14 protein-coding genes are annotated in these 19,243 nt (G+C 61.1%); 8 read left to right on the top strand and 6 right to left on the bottom strand.

What is annotated here, in order from left to right:
• Positions 1–50: 50 nt before the first annotated feature.
• On the bottom strand, positions 51–1,133 hold the full coding sequence (gene apbC, locus IU367_RS11190; protein ID WP_098984069.1) for an iron-sulfur cluster carrier protein ApbC: 1,083 nt from the start codon (positions 1,131–1,133) through the stop codon (positions 51–53).
• 186 nt (positions 1,134–1,319) lie between these two features.
• Between apbC and metG the strand changes: the two genes are divergently transcribed.
• Both metG and IU367_RS11200 read left to right on the top strand, forming a co-directional pair.
• Positions 1,320–3,353, top strand: a complete 2,034-nt coding sequence (gene metG / locus IU367_RS11195) for a methionine--tRNA ligase (RefSeq protein ID WP_274451891.1) — start codon at positions 1,320–1,322, stop codon at positions 3,351–3,353.
• A gap of 196 nt (positions 3,354–3,549) precedes the next feature.
• Complete coding sequence (locus IU367_RS11200; RefSeq protein ID WP_274451892.1) at positions 3,550–4,185, top strand: glutathione S-transferase family protein; 636 nt, start codon at positions 3,550–3,552, stop codon at positions 4,183–4,185.
• 69 nt (positions 4,186–4,254) lie between these two features.
• Here the strand turns inward: IU367_RS11200 and IU367_RS11205 are convergent, their stop codons facing one another.
• Complete coding sequence (locus IU367_RS11205) at positions 4,255–4,527, bottom strand: acylphosphatase (RefSeq protein ID WP_043134832.1); 273 nt, start codon at positions 4,525–4,527, stop codon at positions 4,255–4,257.
• An 85-nt stretch (positions 4,528–4,612) separates the two neighbouring features.
• Between IU367_RS11205 and IU367_RS11210 the strand changes: the two genes are divergently transcribed.
• Complete coding sequence (locus IU367_RS11210; protein ID WP_274451893.1) at positions 4,613–6,043, top strand: methyl-accepting chemotaxis protein; 1,431 nt, start codon at positions 4,613–4,615, stop codon at positions 6,041–6,043.
• A 150-nt stretch (positions 6,044–6,193) separates the two neighbouring features.
• Here IU367_RS11210 and IU367_RS11215 read toward each other — a convergent pair whose 3' ends face one another.
• On the bottom strand, positions 6,194–7,708 hold the full coding sequence (locus IU367_RS11215) for a flagellin N-terminal helical domain-containing protein (protein WP_274451894.1): 1,515 nt from the start codon (positions 7,706–7,708) through the stop codon (positions 6,194–6,196).
• Positions 7,709–8,056: 348 nt separating this feature from the next.
• Between IU367_RS11215 and IU367_RS11220 the strand changes: the two genes are divergently transcribed.
• On the top strand, positions 8,057–9,247 hold the full coding sequence (locus IU367_RS11220) for a class I SAM-dependent methyltransferase (protein WP_274451895.1): 1,191 nt from the start codon (positions 8,057–8,059) through the stop codon (positions 9,245–9,247).
• 457 nt (positions 9,248–9,704) lie between these two features.
• Here the strand turns inward: IU367_RS11220 and IU367_RS11225 are convergent, their stop codons facing one another.
• Positions 9,705–10,349 carry a glutathione S-transferase family protein gene (locus tag IU367_RS11225; RefSeq protein ID WP_274451896.1) on the bottom strand — a complete coding sequence of 215 codons (645 nt, stop codon included), beginning with the start codon at positions 10,347–10,349 and terminating at the stop codon, positions 9,705–9,707.
• 265 nt (positions 10,350–10,614) lie between these two features.
• Between IU367_RS11225 and IU367_RS11230 the strand changes: the two genes are divergently transcribed.
• The 4 genes from IU367_RS11230 (at position 10,615) to IU367_RS11245 (ending at position 15,057) form a co-directional block, all read left to right on the top strand.
• Positions 10,615–11,799: an acyltransferase family protein gene (locus IU367_RS11230; protein WP_274451897.1), complete on the top strand. Its 1,185-nt coding sequence runs from the start codon at positions 10,615–10,617 to the stop codon at positions 11,797–11,799.
• 400 nt (positions 11,800–12,199) lie between these two features.
• A complete protein-coding gene (gene selD / locus IU367_RS11235) occupies positions 12,200–13,237 on the top strand; it encodes a selenide, water dikinase SelD (RefSeq protein ID WP_241324933.1) in 1,038 nt (345 codons plus the stop codon).
• Between the two features lie 28 nt (positions 13,238–13,265).
• Positions 13,266–14,381: a tRNA 2-selenouridine(34) synthase MnmH gene (gene mnmH / locus IU367_RS11240; RefSeq protein ID WP_241278768.1), complete on the top strand. Its 1,116-nt coding sequence runs from the start codon at positions 13,266–13,268 to the stop codon at positions 14,379–14,381.
• A gap of 31 nt (positions 14,382–14,412) precedes the next feature.
• Entirely contained in the window at positions 14,413–15,057 is a 645-nt protein-coding gene (locus IU367_RS11245) for an MBL fold metallo-hydrolase (RefSeq protein ID WP_274451898.1), read from the top strand.
• On the opposite strand, the gene IU367_RS11250 is transcribed toward IU367_RS11245, so the two are convergent.
• Entirely contained in the window at positions 15,047–16,048 is a 1,002-nt protein-coding gene (locus IU367_RS11250; RefSeq protein WP_274451899.1) for a response regulator, read from the bottom strand. The two genes, IU367_RS11245 and IU367_RS11250, sit on opposite strands and share 11 nt — an antisense overlap.
• Positions 16,045–19,215, bottom strand: a complete 3,171-nt coding sequence (locus IU367_RS11255; RefSeq protein ID WP_274451900.1) for a hybrid sensor histidine kinase/response regulator — start codon at positions 19,213–19,215, stop codon at positions 16,045–16,047. Before IU367_RS11255 ends, IU367_RS11250 begins: the two co-directional genes overlap by 4 nt.
• Between the last annotated feature and the right edge of the window lie 28 nt (positions 19,216–19,243).

A 19,243-nucleotide genomic window follows, 5' to 3' on the forward strand; every position in this document is an offset into this window, starting at 1 on the left:
AGGGTGAGCCATGCCCACCCTCAAATCCACCTCAACCACACGACAGCCGATTATTCATCCACCGCCATCGTATAAAGGGGGGTCGCAATCGGTTTACCGCTGAAATAGAGCTCGGCACCCACTCGACGAGCCAGTTTCATATAGGCCTGAGCCAGGCTTCCTTCCGGTGCGCCGAACACGGTCGGGCAGCCATCATCCATGTGCTGGCGGATATCTATGTGCAGCGGCAACTGACCAAGCAGTGCCACATGATACTGCTCCGCCATCTTCTGGCCGCCGCCGGTACCGAACAGGGGCTCGTGATGACCGCAGGCGCTGCAGACGTGATAACTCATGTTTTCTATGATGCCGAGCACGGGTACATTGACCTTGTTGAACATGGCGACCCCCTTGCGGGCATCCGTCAGCGCCACGTCCTGCGGCGTGGTCACGATCACCGCCGCCGAGGTCGGCACCTGCTGGGCCAGGGTGAGCTGGATGTCACCCGTGCCTGGCGGCATGTCCACCACCAGATAATCCACTTCGCCCCAGCGGGTCTCGTGCAGGATCTGGGCCAGCGCCTTGCTCGCCATGGGGCCGCGCCAGATGGTGGCATCCTGCTCGTCCACCAGATAACCAATGCTGTTGCTCTTGAGGCCGCAGGCCATCACAGGCTCCATCAGCTTGCCGTCATGGCTGACGGGGCGCTCCTTGACCGTGCCCATCATGGTCGGAATGGAGGGGCCATAGATGTCCGCATCCAGAATGGCGACTCGCGCCCCCTCCTTTTGCAGCGCCAGCGCCAGGTTGACGGCCGTGGTGGACTTGCCCACCCCGCCCTTGCCTGAGGCGACCACCAGGATGTTGCGAATGCCCTGCACCGCCGCCAGCCCTTGCGCCCGCGGCAGGCTGGCCACCTCTATGTCACACACCCAGTCGATGCGGGTAGCGCCGGTGGCGCTGCGCAACCGGGCATCGAAGTCCTGCTTGATCTGCTCAAACAGGGAACGCCCGGCAAAGGGCAACACCAGCCTGATGGTCAGGCTTTGCCCCTGCAGCGCTGCGCTGCGCACAAACCCGGCCGCAACCAGATCCTTGCCCCACCCTGTCGGCTTAAATTCGGCCAGGATCTGTTTTACTGAATCAATCACCATTAACTCCTCATTATCTTGTCATTATCTTGAGGTGAACGGTTACCGCACACAAATCAGTGGCTTGCCTGCTTGCCAACCAGCGCGAGCACCAGGGCGGACAGCGCCACAACCCTAGGCAGGCTACCCCCAATTCGGGTAACATGCACGGCACTGTATCATCCCAACAAGCACATCAAGAACGACTATATGGCAACTGATCCTCGTACAATGCTGGTAACCTGCGCCCTCCCCTATGCCAATGGCTCCATTCATCTTGGCCACATGCTGGAACACATCCAGGCCGATATCTGGGTTCGTTATCAGCGAATGCGCGGCCATCAGGTGCACTTCATCTGTGCCGATGATGCCCACGGCACCCCCATCATGCTCAAGGCACAACAGCTGGGGATCACCCCGGAAGCGATGATCGCCGCCGTCTCCAAAGAGCACCAGACCGACTTCGCCGGCTTCAACATCAGCTTTGACAACTATCACTCCACCCACAGCGACGAGAACCGCGAGCTGGCGGAGCTGATCTACGGTCGTCTGAAAGCCGGTGACTTCATCAAGGGTCGCACCATCACTCAGTTGTTCGATCCGGAAAAATCCATGTTCCTGCCGGATCGCTTCGTCAAGGGCACCTGCCCCAAGTGCAAGTCTCCGGAGCAATACGGCGACAACTGCGACAGCTGCGGCGCCACCTACAGCCCGACCGAGCTCATAAATCCGAAATCTGCCGTCTCGGGCGCCACGCCTGTGATGAAGGACTCAGAGCACTTCTTCTTCGACCTGCCGCAGTTTGAAACCTGGCTGGCCGGCTGGGTGCGCGGTTCCGGCGCCATTCAAGAAGAGATGGCCAACAAGATGCAGGAGTGGTTCGAGAGCGGCCTGCAGCAGTGGGACATCACCCGCGACGCCCCCTACTTCGGTTTCGAGATCCCGGGCGCACCGGGCAAGTACTTCTACGTCTGGCTGGATGCCCCCATCGGCTATATGGCATCGTTCAAGAACCTGTGCAACAAGCGCGGCGACATCGATTTCGACAGCTACTGGAAGAAAGACTCCACCGCCGAGCTCTATCACTTCATCGGCAAGGACATCGCCTATTTCCACTGCCTGTTCTGGCCATCCATGCTGGAAGGCGCGGGTTTCCGCAAGCCGACCAAGGTCAACGTGCACGGCTATGTGACCGTCAACGGCGCCAAGATGTCCAAGTCCAAGGGCACCTTCATCAAGGCCTCCACCTACCTGAATCACCTGGATCCTGAGTGCCTGCGCTACTACTACGCCGCCAAGCTCAACAGCCGCATCGACGATCTGGACCTGAACCTGGATGACTTCGTGGCACGGGTCAACGCCGACGTGGTCAACAAGCTGGTCAACCTCGCCTCCCGCAACGCCGGCTTTATCGCCAAGCGGTTCGACGGCAAGCTGGCTGCCACCTGCGCCGAGCCCGAGCTCTACGCCGAATTCGCCAATGCCAGCGCCTCCATCAGCGATGCCTATGAAGCGCGCGAGTTCAGCCGCGCCATCCGCGAGATCATGGCGCTGGCCGACAAGGCCAACCGCTACGTGGACGAGAAAGCCCCCTGGGTGTTGGCCAAGCAGGAAGGCGCAGACGCCGAGCTGCAAGCAGTCTGCTCCGTGGGCATCAACCTGTTCCGCGTACTGATGGCCTACCTCAAGCCGGTCATGCCGCTGCTGGCCGAGCGCGCCGAGGCCTTCCTGGGCGAGACCCTCACCTGGGATGGCGTCGCCCTGCCATTGACCCACCATCAGCTGACCCCGTTCAAGGCACTGTTCTCTCGCATCGAGCCCGCCAAGATTGAAGCCATGATCGAGGCCTCCAAGGAAGATCTGGCCAAGGAGCAGGCACCGAAAGTGACAGGCCCGCTGGCAGACGACCCCATCAGTGAAACCATCTCCTATGAGGATTTCGCCAAGCTGGATCTGCGCGTGGCGCTGATCAAGAAGGCCGAAGCCGTGCCGGAAGCGGACAAGCTGCTCAAACTGCAACTGGATCTGGGCGGTGAAACCCGTCAGGTATTCGCCGGCATCAAGTCCGCCTACAACCCGGAAGATCTGGAAGGCAAGCTGACCGTGATGGTGGCCAACCTGGCGCCGCGCAAGATGCGCTTTGGCATGTCCGAAGGCATGGTGCTGGCCGCAGGCCCGGGCGGCAAGGATCTCTGGATCCTGGAGCCGCAGGAAGGAGCCCAGCCAGGCATGCGCGTCAAGTAAGCGCGCTGGCTGCAACCCCCATGAAAAGAGAGGCCATCGGGCCTCTCTTTTTTTATCCCCCTTTTCCCACGGCATGGCAGCTGCACCCCATCGTCAGCACTCCCATATGGGCTTGTTGCCACCGCGCAATTTACCTAGACTGCCTGTTCACCTCGGGTCGCACATGGGCCCACCCACCATCAGGCAAGGAGCAAGCATGATCACCTTATACGGAACCCCAGTCAGTCGAGCACTGCGCATATCCTGGTTACTGGAAGAGTTGGGCGTGGCGTGGCAATTTCAGTTTCTCGACTTCGCCAAGGGCGAGAATCGCAGCGACTGGTTTCTGGCGCTGAACCCGAGCGGCAAGATGCCGGTGCTCAAAGACGGGGACTTCGTGCTGACCGAATCCGCCGCCATCATGCAGTACCTGGCCGAAGTCTATGGCCCGGATTGGCTGCCTGCCAGAGGGACGCAGGCCTCGGCGCTGCACGCCCGGTGGGTCAGTTTCATCACCTGCGAGCTGGAGCAACCCCTGTGGACCATAGGCAAGCACAAGTTTGCCCTGCCGGAGCCCCAGCGCCTGCCAGCCATCTTCCCCACCGCCAAGTGGGAGTTCGACAAGGCGGCGGCCATCGCCGAGTCCTGGGTGCCCGAGCAGGGCTACCTGCTGGGGGCGCAGATCACCATAGCGGACCTGCTGCTGGCCCATACCCTGATGTGGGCCACCCGCTTCGAGCAGACCATTCCCCCCAAGCTGGCCGCCTATCGGGATCGTCTGGCCAAACGCCCCGCCCTGCAGGCCGTGCTGGCCAAGACCCAGGCCATCGCCGACGCAGCCCAGGCCGGCTGACGCCAACATGCACAAACGGGAGCCCCGATGGCTCCCGTTTTTATGCGTGGCATGGCGGTTTCACTCCGCTCAATTGGTATGAAAGCCACTCCCTTTGGGCGGCAGCGCCTCTTCATACTCCATCCGGGTCACCTCGGCGGTGCGCGGCCCGTGTTCCAGCCAGCCCAGCATCATCTGCACCCCGTGCTCGGGCCCGCAGATCAGGATCTCCACCGATCCGTCCTCCAGATTGTAGGCGTGGCCGCGCAGTCCCAGTTGCAGCGCCCGCTCCCGGGTGAAGTAGCGAAATCCCACCCCTTGCACCTGACCCCAGACGCGCACGACAAACGATTGCTCTCCCATTTCTCACACCTTCCCCTTAAGAAATTTCCCCCCAAGGCGATAATGAGCGCGACACTCTCTTCCCCTTGCAGGACGCAATACCATTATGAAAGAAGTAAAGTTTCGGTGGGTTGACCGTTATCTCATTCACCTCACGATCAGCGAAAAATTTCTCATCACCTTCTGGTGCCCTCTGTTGTTCATCGCCTTGCTCACCGGGTACCTGCTGGCCGACGCTCATGATCAGCAGATGCAGGTTCGGCTGGATCAACTCAAGCAAAGGGTCAAGACCAGCGCCCAGCTGGTAAGCCAGCACGCCAGCCTCACCCTGCCAGCCGATCTCATCCTCAGCCCGACCGGCAGTGCCGGCCTGAGCCAGCAGGGCGACCACTACCGTTTCAGCGCCAGCGCAGGTCAGGCCGGTTTCGTGACCGGCAGCCTGGATGCGGGGCGTTACTCCATGTGGGACGGCCAGGGCACCACCCTCACCATCATCGCCGTGCTGGCAGCCTTGCTGGCCCTCATCACCCACTACCTGATGACCTTTGTCTCCGGCGCCCTCTACTCCACCAACAAGGCACTGCAGACCGTGGCCGACGGGGATCTCACCTTCCGCCTCAATTTCTTCCCGGTGCGGGACGAGTTCTCCATCCTGGCGGGCAGCATAGACAGATTCACCGACCGCCAGCACAAGATAGTACAGCTAGTGGAAGAATCCGCCGAGGCGCTCACCATGGCCGCCGACGAATTTCGCGATCACGCCAGCGAAGGGGAAACCATGGCCCGCTCCCAGCGCCAGCACATGGACTCCCTGGCCGCCGCCATGGAGCAGATGTCCGCCGCCATTCGTGAAGTGGCCCGCAACGCCAACGACACCCTGCAGCAGACGCGCCAGTCGAGCGAAGAGGCGGCCAACGGCGCCGAGCGGGTGGCTCGCACCATAGCCGCCATCCGCACCCTGGCCGACGAGATAGGCAACGCCTCAGGCGCCGTCGAGCGGCTGACCCACAACGCCAATCGCATCAACGAGGTGGTCAACGTCATCAACGCCATCTCCCAGCAGACCAACCTGCTGGCACTCAACGCCGCCATCGAGGCGGCCCGCGCCGGCGAGCAGGGTCGCGGCTTTGCAGTTGTGGCGGACGAGGTACGCACCCTCGCCAGCCGCACCCAGCAAGCCACGGTGGAGATCCAGCAGATGATCGAAGAGCTGCAGGCAGGCACAGGTGCCCTCAACGACATCATGGAGAAGACAGTTGGCCGCGCCGCCAGCAGCCAGGCGCTGATCAGCGAAGTGGGGCTCGACATCGACAAGCTCAGCAACCATAGCGATGCCGTGCTGGAGATGAGCACCCAGATAGCCACCTCCAGCGAGGAGCAGAGCTCGGTCGCCGAGGAGATCTCCCGCAACCTGGATCAGGTGCGCCACGAAGCGGGCCAGGTAGAGGAATCTGCCAGCGCCTCTGTGGCCGGCACAGCCGGCCTCAAGGCCACCGCCACCGAGCTGGCCCAGGCATTGAAGGGGCTCAAGATCTGACATTCCGTGGAATAACAACAGAGGCCATCCCATGGATGGCCTCTGTTGTTTCAGCATCAAGTCAATACTTCACAATGCTCTGCTATGGACACACGGCACTCCGCTGAACTGATTGCAGAGCGGCAGAGTCCATCCATGTCGACTTGATGGTCATGACTGCAGCAGGCTGAGTGCCATATTGGGCCGACTGTTGGCTTGGCTCAATATGGTCGAGCTGGCCTGCTGCAAAATCTGGGTACGTACCAGACGAGCCGACTCACTTGCCATATCGGCATCCCGGATCCTTGAGCGGGCGGCACCGAGGTTCTCATTGGCATTGGCCAGATTGCGCACCCGTGAATCCAGCGCATTGGCCTGGGCGCCGAGTCGCGAACGCTGAACACCCAGCTGTTTCATGCCCGCATCCAGCGTCTTGATGGCTCTGCTGGCGTTCTCATCATTCAAAACATCAATATTATCAACGGTATATTTCTTCTTGTCTGCTTGATAAAAACCCAGTGCATTCAAGCTAGATCCTTGCATATCGATATTGGAATACTTGTCACCTGATGAGTGCAGTTCCATCTGGCCAATATAGGTCGTGGGGGTGACATCGGGTAGCAGAGTGCTCAGAGAAGGATTGCTGATAATTGGAGGCGCCGGTGGTGCTGGCTGCGGAGGTGGCGTTGTGCCATTTGCAAGCGCAAGGCTGCTGCCCTGAGAGCTATACATGGTCAATGCATTACTGGCGGGATTGCTATTGTTGGAGGCACTCACATAAAAGCCTAGACCTGCCGATTGCGCAGTATTGTTGATACGCCGAACCACCTCCCTCATCAAATCGCTGTTTTCGGGCGTAGGATTGACCGGATCCCAACCCGTCATATCAATGCCGGTAGTCAGATCCACAGAGTGACCCGCCACATCGATATAGGATGGCAGGGCGGATAAATCGACTGCGGAGGCGACTGAAAATGGCAGTTGTTGCGCTTTTACCGGCCCCTGATTATTGGGGAAAGTGGTGCCATTGATATCTGCCACGAATGCTTCCAGGGTGGAATAATCCTTGTCAAAGGTCACGCCGTTGAGAGTGACAGGCTGAGATGAAAGCTTGAGATCAGCAATGTCATACGCCCCCGGCTTGCTACCTGCCGGACTGCGCGCCTGCCACTCCATTTCGCCCAGGTTTTTGGTCTGGGCATTGATATCGGTAATGACGGTATTCTGTCCTGCATAAGCACCGACCGAGAAGATGCCTTTATAGCTCCCGGCCAGCAGATCCTGTCCGGCAAACCGGGTGCCTGTGGCAATCCGATCCATCTCCAACTGCAGTTGCTTGAATTCAGCATTCAAGGCCACGCGATCCTCTGCCGTGTTGGCACCACTTCCTGACTGCAGTGCCAGGGTGCGCATCCGCTGCATCAGGTTCACCGACTCATCGAGCGCACCATCGGCCACGTTGATCACCGAGATCCCATCATTGGCATTGCGAATAGCCGTATTGGTCCCGTTTACTTCACTGGTGAGGCGATTGCTGATCTGCAAGCCGGCCGCATCATCGGCAGCGCTGTTGATGCGCAATCCGGATGAGAGCCGCCGATATACCGAGTCCAGTGTGCTCGATGATTGACCAAGATGGCGAGAAGCGCTGAGGGCGGAAACATTGGTGGCAATGGAGAGGGACATGGACAGCTCGATAAGTGGAAAGATTCAAAATGGTCTTCCCCTCTATCGACATTACCAAATGACTCTTTAAAGAAAATCACACAAAGAAAAGATAAAAACACTAACTTGGTTATATTTTGTGCATTTAAAAAAATACATTGAACACAAAACAAGCACAACCAACCAAAGCCAACAAAATAAGTCGTGTGAAACGCCAACATTGAGATTCTTCAAACCTTGCAGAACCGATGCCCGGCCGTTATCCAAGAGCAACTTGAGTACGTCCGTCATATACCAGCAAAGACTGGCTTAGCCGCCCCATTGCACATAGAATGTGGCCCCTTTTCTTTTTACCATCGGCAAACACCCATGAGCGTTTTCATCTATCTCGTCAAAGGCCGCGAAAAATCCCTGCTGCGCCGTCACCCCTGGATCTTCTCCAAGGGGATTGAGCGGGTTGAAGGCAACCCCGTTGACGGCGATACCGTCGAGATTTACGCCAACGATGGCAAATGGCTCGCCCGTGGTGCCTGGTCAGGCAGCTCCCAGATCCGTGCCCGGGTCTGGACCTTCGATAAAGAGGAGACAGTCGATCTCGACTTCTTCCTGCGTCGCCTCAAATATGCCCAGGAGTCCCGGGATCCGCTGATCAAGCGTCAGGGCCTCACCGGCTATCGCCTGTGCGCCGCCGAATCCGACGGCCTGCCGGGTCTGACCATAGACCGTTATGCCGATTTCCTGGTGTGCCAGATCCTCTCCGCCGGTGCCGAGTTCCAGCGCGAGCTGATCACTCAGGCGCTGCGTACCCTCTACCCCGAATGCAGCATCTATGAGCGCTCCGACGTGGCGGTACGCAAGAAGGAAGGGCTGAAAGAGCGCACCGGCGTCATCCATGGCGAAACCCCGACCGAGCCTGTGGTGATCGAAGAAAACGGCGTCAAGATCCTGGTGGACATCCGCAACGGCCACAAGACCGGCTTCTATCTGGATCAGCGCGACAACCGTCAGGCTGTCTCCAAATACACCTCGGCTAAGCGGGTGCTCAACTGCTTCAGCTACACAGGTGGCTTTGGCATCTATGCCCTCAAGGGTGGCGCCAAGGAAGTGGTCAACGTGGATCTCTCCCAGACTGCGCTGGATATGGCCCGCCAGAACGCCGAGCTGAACGGGCTGGATATCTCCAACACCCAGTTCATCCGTCACGACGTGTTCAAGCTGCTGCGCGAATACCGCGAGAAGGGTGAGAAGTTCGACGTCATAGTGCTGGATCCGCCCAAGTTTGCCGAGAGCAAGGCCCAGCTGCTGGGTGCCTGCCGTGGCTACAAGGACATCAACATGCTGGCGTTCCAGCTGCTGGCGCCGGGTGGCGTGCTCTTGACCTACTCCTGCTCCGGCCTGATGGAGCAGAGCCTGTTCCAGAAGATAGTGGCCGATGCGGCGCTGGACGCCGGTCGCGATGCCCAGATCCTGGAGCTCCTGTCCCAGGCTTCCGATCACCCGATCGGCACAGCCTATCCGGAAGGTTTCTACCTCAAGGGTCTGGTAGTGCGCGCTCGCTAAGAGCCGCCGCAGAGTTGGCCGCCCCTTGCCCCCGGTTCCAGGCCCGGGCTTGGTCCGGCAAGCCAGTCATCAAAAGGCCCGCTATCGCTAGCGGGCCTTTTTTTGCGCTGTACTCCAAAGAGATAACGCCGCTCACTCCCTCTCCTCGGCTTGCCGCTGCCATCCCTCTAGCGTGCGTTTCCAGCCCTTTAACCAAGCTCTGTGCTCACAGCATCCACCCAGGGAATGGCACTCAGCCCACCTAGGGGAACCTGACCGATCTTTTATTTATGCAAAAATATGAAAATAAAATCACCAATATTGGAAAATCCTCGGGGAAATATCGGCATATATCGCATCGAAAATCACTCTGCTGCATAAATCAGTTTTCCCCCTCTCCTGATCCCGGCCATTCCCCCATTTCGGCTGCACATCATCTCTGGGTCGGCAGCAGACCTGTCGGGCTCAAGCACCCGGCTCAGTCACGGGCCGGCGCCCCCAGCGGGAAATAGTGCCGAAATGGCCGCGCCTCATCCACGACGCGCACCACAGAGGGCCGGCTCAGCAGGCGAGCACGGTAGGCCCTCAGTCTGGTGTGGGAGTGCGGTATCTCATGGGCCCAGTCGGCATAGAAGAGCGAGGGGGCGGCAGCGCAATCGGCCAGGCTGAAGCCATCGCCGGCGATCCAGCGACGCCCTTCGAGTCGCTGATCGAGCCAAGGGTAGATCTGGTCGAGCAGCTCACGGGCCTCCATCACGCCATAGCCATCGCGCTCGGCCTGCGGGCGCAGCGCATCCAACACCACTTTCTGCATGGGCGTCATCACATAGTTGTCGAAGACGCGATCCAGCATGTGAACCTCCAGACCCGCATCGCCAGCCGGGATCAGGCTGATGGGGCCCGGATGGTGCGCCTGCAGATGCGCGACTATGGTGCTGCTCTCTAGGATGCAGCGCCCGTCATCCAGCAGCACGGGGAAGCGCTTGAGCGGCCAGAGGGCGGCAAGCTCGGCGTTGGCCGCCGGATCTTCGAGGTTCTGATAGTCAAACGGAGTGGCATTCTCGTAGAGGGCGATCAGCACCTTCTGGCTGTAGGATGAGAAGGGATGGGCATAGAGTTTCATCGGGCGTGCTCCTTGCGATCAGATGGACGACATCCCTAGTCTAGATCCCCACGACTGCCCCTGATCTTGCACCCATACAGCTGGCTATTTTTGCGTAAGAAACGCATATTTATGACGAAAATCACACCCGTATGACTCTCTTTTAGGTAGGGTGATCCCGCCTGTGGCCAGCATGAGTCCAGGCTGCTGGGGCATCAGGCTCGATGCCCCAGCACAACAACAAAATCGATGTCAGGCCAAGCTGAACATCGCAAGGGATCCCGATATGAATCAATCATTGCCGCTGTTGACGCCGCTGCGGGGCATAGCTGCCCTGATGGTGGTGCTGTTCCATGCCCGATTGCTGCTCTTTCCCCAGTGGATGGAGTCGATCGCCGGCCACACCCAACTCATCGAGAACGGCTACCTCTGGGTCGATCTCTTCTTTATTTTGAGCGGCCTGGTGCTGGCCCACGTCTACGGTGAGACCTTCAGCCGCACACCCCGCACCCTGGGCTATGGCCGTTTTCTCTGGCTGCGGCTGACCCGCGTCTACCCCCTCTACTTTGTGACCCTGGTGCTGCTGGTGGGCTGGGAGCTTTACAAGGCCCGCCATGGGGTAGGCTTCTATGCCGGCCCGCTGTTCAAGATGTGGGAGTGGGAGGGAATGCCTCCCTTCGGCTCTCCTTTCACCCCGGCCGAGGCGCTGCCAAGCGCCTTCCTGCTGCTGCAGGTAGTGACTGATCACGGATTGACCTGGAACTTCGCCGCCTGGTCCCTGAGCGTGGAGTGGATAAGCTACCTGCTGTTCCCGCTGCTCATTCCGCTCGCCGTGACCCGCAGTCGCTGGAGCCATCTCGCGCCCCTGCTGGCGCTGACGGTGCTGGCCTTTATCGTGCACAGCCGGGGCACCCTGGATGTCACCAGCGGCGCGCTGGCTGTGGGACGCGGGGTGAGTGAATTCGTGCTCGGCCTCTGGCTGCTGCCCAGGGTCAGGGCCGCGCGACACTTGCCCATGATGCAACGGGATCTGCCGCTGCTGATCGCCTTTGTGCTGCCCTTCGCGCTGATGCAGTTCACCATGACGCCGCAGCTGACCCTGCTGCTGATCAGTTCCTACGTGCTGCTGATCTGGATTGCGGCCTCCCAGGGGGATCGCCGGAGCCCGCTGCTGCGCCTGCTGGACAACCGCTTCACCAACTGGCTGGGGGATCTCTCCTACTCCATCTACCTGCTGCATGCGCTGGTGCTGCTCACCGGGTGCGAAATGATTCACTATCTGGCGCCGGGGCTCACCGACTGGTGGTATGCCCAGACCCACCCGCTGCTGGGGGTAGTGGCGACCCTGCTGATGCTGGCGGTGCTGATCGGCCTCTCGGCCCTTAGCTACAACCTGCTGGAGCGACCGCTGCAACGGCGCCTGCGTCGCTGGGGCAAGGCTCACCAGCCAGTGATGGAGCAAGCCGGGTAAGGTTCTCCACCCAAACATGGCCCCGAAGTGAGACAGGCTCGGCCTTATCGGGGCAACACAGGGGGATATGCCTCACCGCCAGCGCATGGCGAAGGCTGTTCCCTCTCTCATTTTTCCCGCCAATCCCCCGCGCTTTGTGTGAATTCCAGTTCGAACCAGAGAGGGCATTTGTGGCATAATGGCCCGTCCTGTGGCCCTTGGCGGGGCTGCTCTGGCGCACCATGTCGCCCCTCCTCCCCCGTCCGGCTTGGCGGCCTTCCCATGGCTGCCTGAAATCGTTGCCCCTGTTGGCACCGAGGCCACCCATTTTTTGCGGTATCTTGTCTGCCTGTCTACAAGGCGACGGATGACCGCCCATTGACCAAGACGGCTCCACAGAGCCTCTGCATAAGGGGTAAGTATGTCTTCCATTCGTCTGACCCAATACAGCCACGGCGCTGGCTGCGGCTGCAAAATTTCTCCCAAGGTGCTCGACACCATTCTCAAGAGCCAGATCCCGGGCTTTGACGACCCGACCCTGGTGGTCGGCAACAGCAGCAAGGATGACGCGGCCGTGGTCGATATCGGCAACGGTCAGGGTATCGTCTCTACCACCGACTTCTTCATGCCCATCGTCGATGATCCCTTCACCTTTGGCCGCATCGCCGCCACCAACGCCATCAGCGACATCTACGCCATGGGCGGCAAGCCCATCGTCGCCATCGCCATCCTCGGCTGGCCCATCAATACGCTCGCTCCCGAGATTGCACAGCAGGTGATCGACGGCGGCCGTCAGGTGTGCCATGAAGCGGGCATCTCGCTCGCCGGCGGCCACAGCATAGACGCCCCCGAGCCCATCTTCGGCCTCGCGGTGACCGGCATAGTGCCGCTCGATGCCATCAAGCAGAACGACACCGCCCAGGTGGGCGACATCCTCTATCTGACCAAGCCCCTTGGCATCGGTATACTCACCACGGCCCAGAAGAAGGGCAAGCTCAAGCCAGAGCACGAGCAGCTGGCCCCCAACGCCATGTGCACCCTCAACAAGATTGGCCAGTGCTTTGCCGAACTGCCGGGCGTGCACGCCATGACGGACGTGACCGGCTTTGGTCTGGCGGGTCACCTGCTGGAGATGTGTGAAGGATCAGGGGTGTGCGCCACCCTCGATTTCAAGGCGCTGCCGCTGCTCGACGAGGTGGATTACTACCTGAGCGAGGGCTGCGTACCGGGCGGTACCCTGCGCAATTTTGACTCCTATGGCCACAAGCTCGATGCCATGGACGATCGTACCCGCAACATCATGTGCGACCCGCAGACCAGCGGCGGCCTGCTGGTAGCCGTCGGTAAAGAAAGTGAAGCCGAGCTCCTTGCCATCGCAACGCAAGCGGGGCTGACCCTCTCCCCCGTCGGCCAGCTGAAGGCGCGTACCGGCGATCAGTTTATCGAGGTTGTCCAATGAGTCAGCGGCTGCTTGCGGAGGCCATGCTATGAGCCAACTGCCACTGGCCACAGATCTGGCCCGGATTTTTCTGGACGATGTCCCGCTCATCGACTTGCGTGCGCCCATCGAGTTCAAGGAGGGGGCCTTCCCCTGCTCGACCAATCTGCCCTTGATGACAGACGATGAGCGGGCCCAGGTCGGGACCTGCTTCAAGAAGCAGGGTCAGGCGGCCGCCATCGAACTGGGTCACAAGCTGGTGGGTGGCGCCGTGCGGGCCGAACGCCTCGAGGGCTGGCTGGCGCAGTTGCGCCAGCAGCCCGACGCCCTGCTCTACTGCTTTCGCGGCGGCCTGCGCTCGCAAACCGTACAACTGTGGCTGCATGAGGCCGGGGTCACTCGTCCCCGCGTCGCCGGTGGCTACAAGGAGCTGCGTCGCTTCCTCATCGACACCCAGGACAAGGCCTCTGCCGAGTGCCACTGGACTGTGCTGACCGGCATGACAGGCTCCGGCAAGACCCATATGCTGGGCCAGGTGACCCAGGCGCTCGACCTGGAAGGTCATGCCCGCCACAGGGGCTCCTCCTTTGGTCAGCTGCCCGGCGGCCAGCCCGGCAACATCAACTTTGAAAACAACATGGCCATCGAGCTGCTCAAGCGCCGCCACAAGGGCGAACAGGCCTTCGTGGTAGAGGACGAGAGCCGGCTCATCGGTCGCTGCTGCCTGCCGAACACCCTGTTCGATGCCATGTGCGAGGCCCCGCTGGTGGTGGTGGATGTGCCGCAGAGCGAGCGGGCCGAACAGATCCGCCAGGACTATGTGCACGATCTCTGGCTGCGTTATCAGGCCATGTTCGGCGCAGAAGCGGGCTGGCCGCTGTTTGCCGCCTATCTCACAGATGCACTGGCCCGCCTCAAACGTCGCCTCGGGGATCAGGCCCACCGCGAGCTGGATGCGCTGATGCAGACGGCCCTCACCGAGCAGGCCAGCAGTGGCGCGACCGAGCTGCATCTGGCCTGGATCACCCTGCTGCTGACCCGCTACTACGACCCCATGTATCTCTATCAACTTGGCAACAAGCGTGAGCGCATCGTGTTTCGGGGTGACAAGCAGGCCTGTCTCGACTACTTCGCCGAGCAGCACGCCAGAGCGCAACAGGGCTGAGCCCGTCGCCTTTCCAACAAGAGGACCCCACATGTTGAAATTCGAGGTGATCCCGGTCACCCAGTTCGCCCAGAACTGCTCCCTCATCTGGTGTGACGAGACCCATCAGGCGGCGCTGATCGACCCGGGTGGCGAAGCGGACAAGCTGCTGGCCGCCATCGCCAAGCGCGGACTGACCCTGACCCATATCCTGCTGACCCACGGTCATCTGGATCACGTGGGGGCAGCGGCCGAGCTGCGTGAAAAAACCGGCGTGACCATCACGGGGCCCCACAAGGAGGATGCCTTCTGGCTCGACATGCTGCCCCAGCAGAGCCAGATGTTCGGCTTTGCCCATACCCCCGCCTTCGCCCCCGACCAGTGGCTGGCCCAGGGTGACAAGGTGCAGGTGGGTCAATGCGAGCTGGATGTGTACTTCTGCCCGGGCCACACTCCTGGCCACGTCATCCTGCTCAGCCGGAGCGAGCGGCTCGCCTGGGTCGGCGATGTACTCTTTGCCGGCAGCATAGGCCGGACCGACTTTCCGCGCGGCGATCACGCTACCTTGATTCGGTCGATCACCGAGACCCTGCTGCCGCTGGGTGACGAGATCGTCTTCATCCCGGGCCACGGCCCCAGTTCCACCTTCGGCCGTGAGAAGGCAAGCAATCCCTACCTGACGCAACCTATCTGGTAACCCCCCGCTCCTCACGGGTGTCCCACTGGGCCTTGAGGCGCAAGATCTCCGGCATGATCTCGAGAAAACATGCGAACAGCCGGGGATCAAAGTGCTGGCCAGCACCGTCACGCATAGTGGCCAGCACCTGCTCCAGAGGCCAGGGGTCCTTGTAAGGGCGACGCACGCTCAGGGCATCAAACACATCGGCGATGGCTACGATCCGCGACGCCTCGGGGATCCCTTCGCCGGTTTCTCCTGCGGGGTAACCCGAGCCGTCCCACTTCTCGTGGTGATGCAGGGCAATCTCCGCCGCCATGCGGAAGATGAGCCCGTCGGAGCGTTTCAAGATTTCGTAACCAATGCTCGGATGGGTGCGCATGATGGCCCACTCCTCTTCGGTGAGGGGACCGGGCTTCTTGAGGATGTAGTCGGGGATCCCAATCTTGCCCATGTCATGCATGGGGGCCGCCAGCTCCAGCAGCTCCGACTGCTCCGAACTCCAGCCCGCCGCGTCGGCCAGGGCTCGGGCATAGGCGGCCATGCGCCAGATATGTACCCCGGTATCGGTGTCGTTGTAGTGACCCGCCTCGCTCAGCATCACAATGGCGGTGCGGTAGCTGCGCTCGAGCTGATCGAGGCGTACCAGAGAGAGGTGGTTGCGCACCCGGGCGCGCACCGTGCTTGGGCAGACCGGCTTGTAAATGTAATCCACCCCGCCCGCCTCGAACCCTTGGCTCTCGCTGTCTGCGTTGTCGCTCGCCGTGATAAACAGCACCGGGATCCCGGCGTGGGCCGGATCGGCCTTGAGCCGGCGACACACCTCGTAGCCGTCCATATCAGGCATGCGCACGTCAAGCAGGATCAAGGCGGGCTCATGGCGCTCCACGGCGGCCAGCCCCTCCTCGCCTCCCTTGGCGAAAAAGAGGCTGTACTCCTCCTTGAGGATTTGCCGCAGCAGCCCGAGGTTGCTCGGCTCGTCGTCGATGATCAACACTCGCGGTCGATTCATGATCCAGGTGCCTCCCAATTTTCCAGATACCCCTCCAGCTTGCAGGTCGCGAGCTGGATGTCGAACAGCTCCAGGGCTGCACTGATCTCGCTTACCAGCTCAGAAGGCAAGTAACTCTTGGCTTGGCCCAGCGCCGGTTCAATCAGTTCCAGATCCTCGCTCATCAGGGCCTCACGCAGAGCGTGCAGACACACCTCCTGCGCCTCACCCTGAGCCAGCGGGGAGTTGACAGCCCCCGGCTCGCGCCCGGCATAGATGTCGATGGCCTGTTGCGCTCGTTCCAGCGCCTCAAGGAAGGGGGCCATGAGCTGGCTGGTGTCCCCTCCCTGCTCGATGGCCTCATTCAGTTCTGCACTGATGCGCGCCACATCGGTGAGCGACAGGCTGCCCGCCACCCCCTTGAGCTTGTGCGTCAGGCTCGCGGCGGCATCAGTCTCGTGCTGGGCTATGTAGTCCGGCAGCACGGTACCGACCGTCATGTAGTCATCGCGGAATCGGCGCAGGTATTTGAGATAGACAGAGGCCTCGCCCCAGTTGCGAAGTCCGGTATCGATATCAATGCCGGCCACCGGCTCCAGGGCAGGCGGCGCGTCGCTGATCGTTAGCGGCACCACACTGTCGGGCAGGTAACGCAGCAGGGTCGCGATGAGCTGCTCCACGTCGAGCGGCTTGGCGATGAAATCGTTCATGCCGCAGGCCAGCGCCGCCTCGCGTTGATCCTTGAATACACCGGCGGTGAGTGCCAGCACGGGCGTTTCCTTGCGTCCCTGCAGCTGGCGCAGGCGACGGGTCGCCTCGTAGCCATCCATCACCGGCATCTGCACGTCCATGAGTACCAGATCGATACGCTGCGCCGGGTCGGCAAGACAGGCCAGGGCCCGCTCCCCGTCGATGGCGGTGATCACCTCGGCCCCCTCCCGCTGCAGCAAGCGGGTTGCCACCTCCAGGTTGATGTCGCTGTCATCGACCAGCAGTATATGAACGTCAGGCAGGCGCAGACGGCGCTGACCGCTCTTCAGCAGATCCACATGCTCGCGCTTCTCGTGGATGAGGCGCGCCACCGCGTTGTAGAGGCTGGAACCTGTGACCGGCTTGTGCAGCACCAGATCGACCTGCTCCGAGCCGGGGCTGCGCATCAACTCTTCCTGGGAATAGGCAGTCGCCATGATGATGATGGGCGAGCGCTCCTGCAGCTCGAAGGCACGGCGAATGGCCACGCAGGTCTCGAGCCCGTCCATGCCCGGCATGATCCAGTCGAGCAGGATCACGTCGAAACGCTCCCCCTGACGCAGCAGATGGTGCAAGGCCTGCTCGCCTGACTCCACCACCCGTGACTGCCAGCCGAGGGAGCCCACCGTCATCGACAGGGTATCGCGGGTCACCTGGTTGTCGTCGGCGATAAGCAGCGAGACGTGCTGCAGCCGCTCGTGGAAGGCCTCGGGCTGCTCTACCTGCTCCAGCCGGACGCGGAACCAGAACTCGCTCCCCTTGCCCAGTTCGCTGGTGACGCCGATGTCGCCCCCCATCAGGCTCACCAGACGGCGACTGATGGTCAGGCCAAGCCCGGTTCCCCCAAAACGGCGGCTGGTGGAGGAGTCGGCCTGGGAGAAGGCATTGAATATGTTTGCCTGCTGCTCGGGCGGAATGCCGATCCCGGTGTCGCGCACCCGAAACAGCAAGGTGGCCATGCCATCTTGCTCGGCTTCCAGCTCGACCTTGACCTCCACCTCCCCGCGCTCGGTGAACTTGATGGCGTTGCCGGTCAAGTTGAGCAATACCTGCTCGAGGCGCAGGGCGTCTCCGACCAGATGGGCGGCCTGCTCGGGGGCACTGCTCACTACCAGCTCGAGGTGCTTGTTGCCAACGCAGGTGGACATGATGGCCGCCACATGATCGAGCACCTCTTCCAGGCTGAATGGCACCTGCTCAAGCTCGAGCCGGCCCGATTCAATCTTGGAGAAATCGAGGATGTCGTTGATGATCCCGAGCAGAGCCTGCCCAGCCTGATGGATCTTGCGCACCAGGGCGCGCTGGCCATCGTCGAGCCCCCCTTGTTCGAGCAGGTAGGCCAACCCCATGATGGCGTTCATGGGAGTACGGATCTCGTGGCTCATGTTGGCGATGAAATCCCCTTTGACCCGCGCGAGCCTGGCCGCCTCCTGCTGCGCCAGCTGCTCCCGATGCCGGCTGAGCACCAGCGAGGCCACTCCGGCACCGAACAGCAACAGCAAGATGGCGCAGGTGACCGAGATGATCCCCCAGATGTGAGTGCGAATGGCCAGCAGCTCGCTGCGTGGCACCATGGAGGCAGTCTTCCAGACCAGCTGATCGTGATTCAGGGCCGGGTACAGAGTGGTCCAGCTCCACAGGCCGTCGGCTAGCTCAATCTGGCCGCTCGAAGCACCCAAGAATGCCTGCCAGGCCTGGGGAGAAAACTGCTTCAAGGTGAGGTCCGGACGCTCGAGCATGAAGCCCCACTCTTGTGCCGGATCCGGGCTGCGCAGCCAATAGCCATCCTGATTGAGCAGCATGGTGTGATCGGCGGCCTTGCCACTGCTGTTGGCGAATACCTTGAGCATACGGCCGGCCTGCACGTTGATAAGCAGCAAGCCCAGATCGCGATCCCCCAGGCGCAAGCGCTTGGCAATACGGATCATGGGATTGAAGGGGCGATCGATCACCCCCTGCTCGACGTTGAGATCGAGCGGCGAGACGTAGATCCGCTCCCAGGGCAGCGCCATGGCATCGCGGAAATAGTAACGATCCTTTTTGTTTTGCAGCTGGTCGTCAGCCACACGCTGCAGATGCTGGCCCTGACGATTGAAGCGCACCAGCTCCATGCCATCCGGCGCCAGCCAACGCACCTGGGCATAGTCGGGATTGCGGTTCATCAGAACGGTAAACTGGGCGGCAATGTTGTCACGTTCGTCGCGACCCGCCGCCTCGAGCAGGATAGGCTCTTCAGACATGCTACGCACATGGCGCAGCGGCACCGCCAGCTCGTCATCGAGACGACCGCTGGCGAGCGTCAGAAAAGTGCTCTCATCGCTACGTACACGGTAGAGCTCACGCTCGATCAGTGCGTCACCCAGCAGATACCCACCCACCAAAACCAGCACAAGAATGGGTGAGAACAGCAGGAAATATCCCCGTATGATTCCCTTCATCACGGTCAACATTACCCCGTATGTGGAC

This window comes from Aeromonas bestiarum (assembly GCF_028751155.1).
In the GTDB taxonomy this organism is placed as follows: domain Bacteria; phylum Pseudomonadota; class Gammaproteobacteria; order Enterobacterales; family Aeromonadaceae; genus Aeromonas; species Aeromonas bestiarum.

Coding starts and splice junctions, on each gene's coding strand:
- metG (WP_274451891.1), top strand. CDS start 1,320: ATGGCAACTGATCCTCGTACAATGCTGGTAACCTGCGCCCTCCCCTAT.
- IU367_RS11245 (WP_274451898.1), top strand. CDS start 14,413: ATGTTGAAATTCGAGGTGATCCCGGTCACCCAGTTCGCCCAGAACTGC.
- mnmH (WP_241278768.1), top strand. CDS start 13,266: ATGAGCCAACTGCCACTGGCCACAGATCTGGCCCGGATTTTTCTGGAC.
- IU367_RS11205 (WP_043134832.1), bottom strand. CDS start 4,527: ATGGGAGAGCAATCGTTTGTCGTGCGCGTCTGGGGTCAGGTGCAAGGG.
- IU367_RS11250 (WP_274451899.1), bottom strand. CDS start 16,048: ATGAATCGACCGCGAGTGTTGATCATCGACGACGAGCCGAGCAACCTC.
- selD (WP_241324933.1), top strand. CDS start 12,200: ATGTCTTCCATTCGTCTGACCCAATACAGCCACGGCGCTGGCTGCGGC.
- IU367_RS11215 (WP_274451894.1), bottom strand. CDS start 7,708: ATGTCCCTCTCCATTGCCACCAATGTTTCCGCCCTCAGCGCTTCTCGC.
- IU367_RS11225 (WP_274451896.1), bottom strand. CDS start 10,349: ATGAAACTCTATGCCCATCCCTTCTCATCCTACAGCCAGAAGGTGCTG.
- IU367_RS11255 (WP_274451900.1), bottom strand. CDS start 19,215: ATGAAGGGAATCATACGGGGATATTTCCTGCTGTTCTCACCCATTCTT.
- IU367_RS11220 (WP_274451895.1), top strand. CDS start 8,057: ATGAGCGTTTTCATCTATCTCGTCAAAGGCCGCGAAAAATCCCTGCTG.
- IU367_RS11200 (WP_274451892.1), top strand. CDS start 3,550: ATGATCACCTTATACGGAACCCCAGTCAGTCGAGCACTGCGCATATCC.
- apbC (WP_098984069.1), bottom strand. CDS start 1,133: ATGGTGATTGATTCAGTAAAACAGATCCTGGCCGAATTTAAGCCGACA.
- IU367_RS11230 (WP_274451897.1), top strand. CDS start 10,615: ATGAATCAATCATTGCCGCTGTTGACGCCGCTGCGGGGCATAGCTGCC.
- IU367_RS11210 (WP_274451893.1), top strand. CDS start 4,613: ATGAAAGAAGTAAAGTTTCGGTGGGTTGACCGTTATCTCATTCACCTC.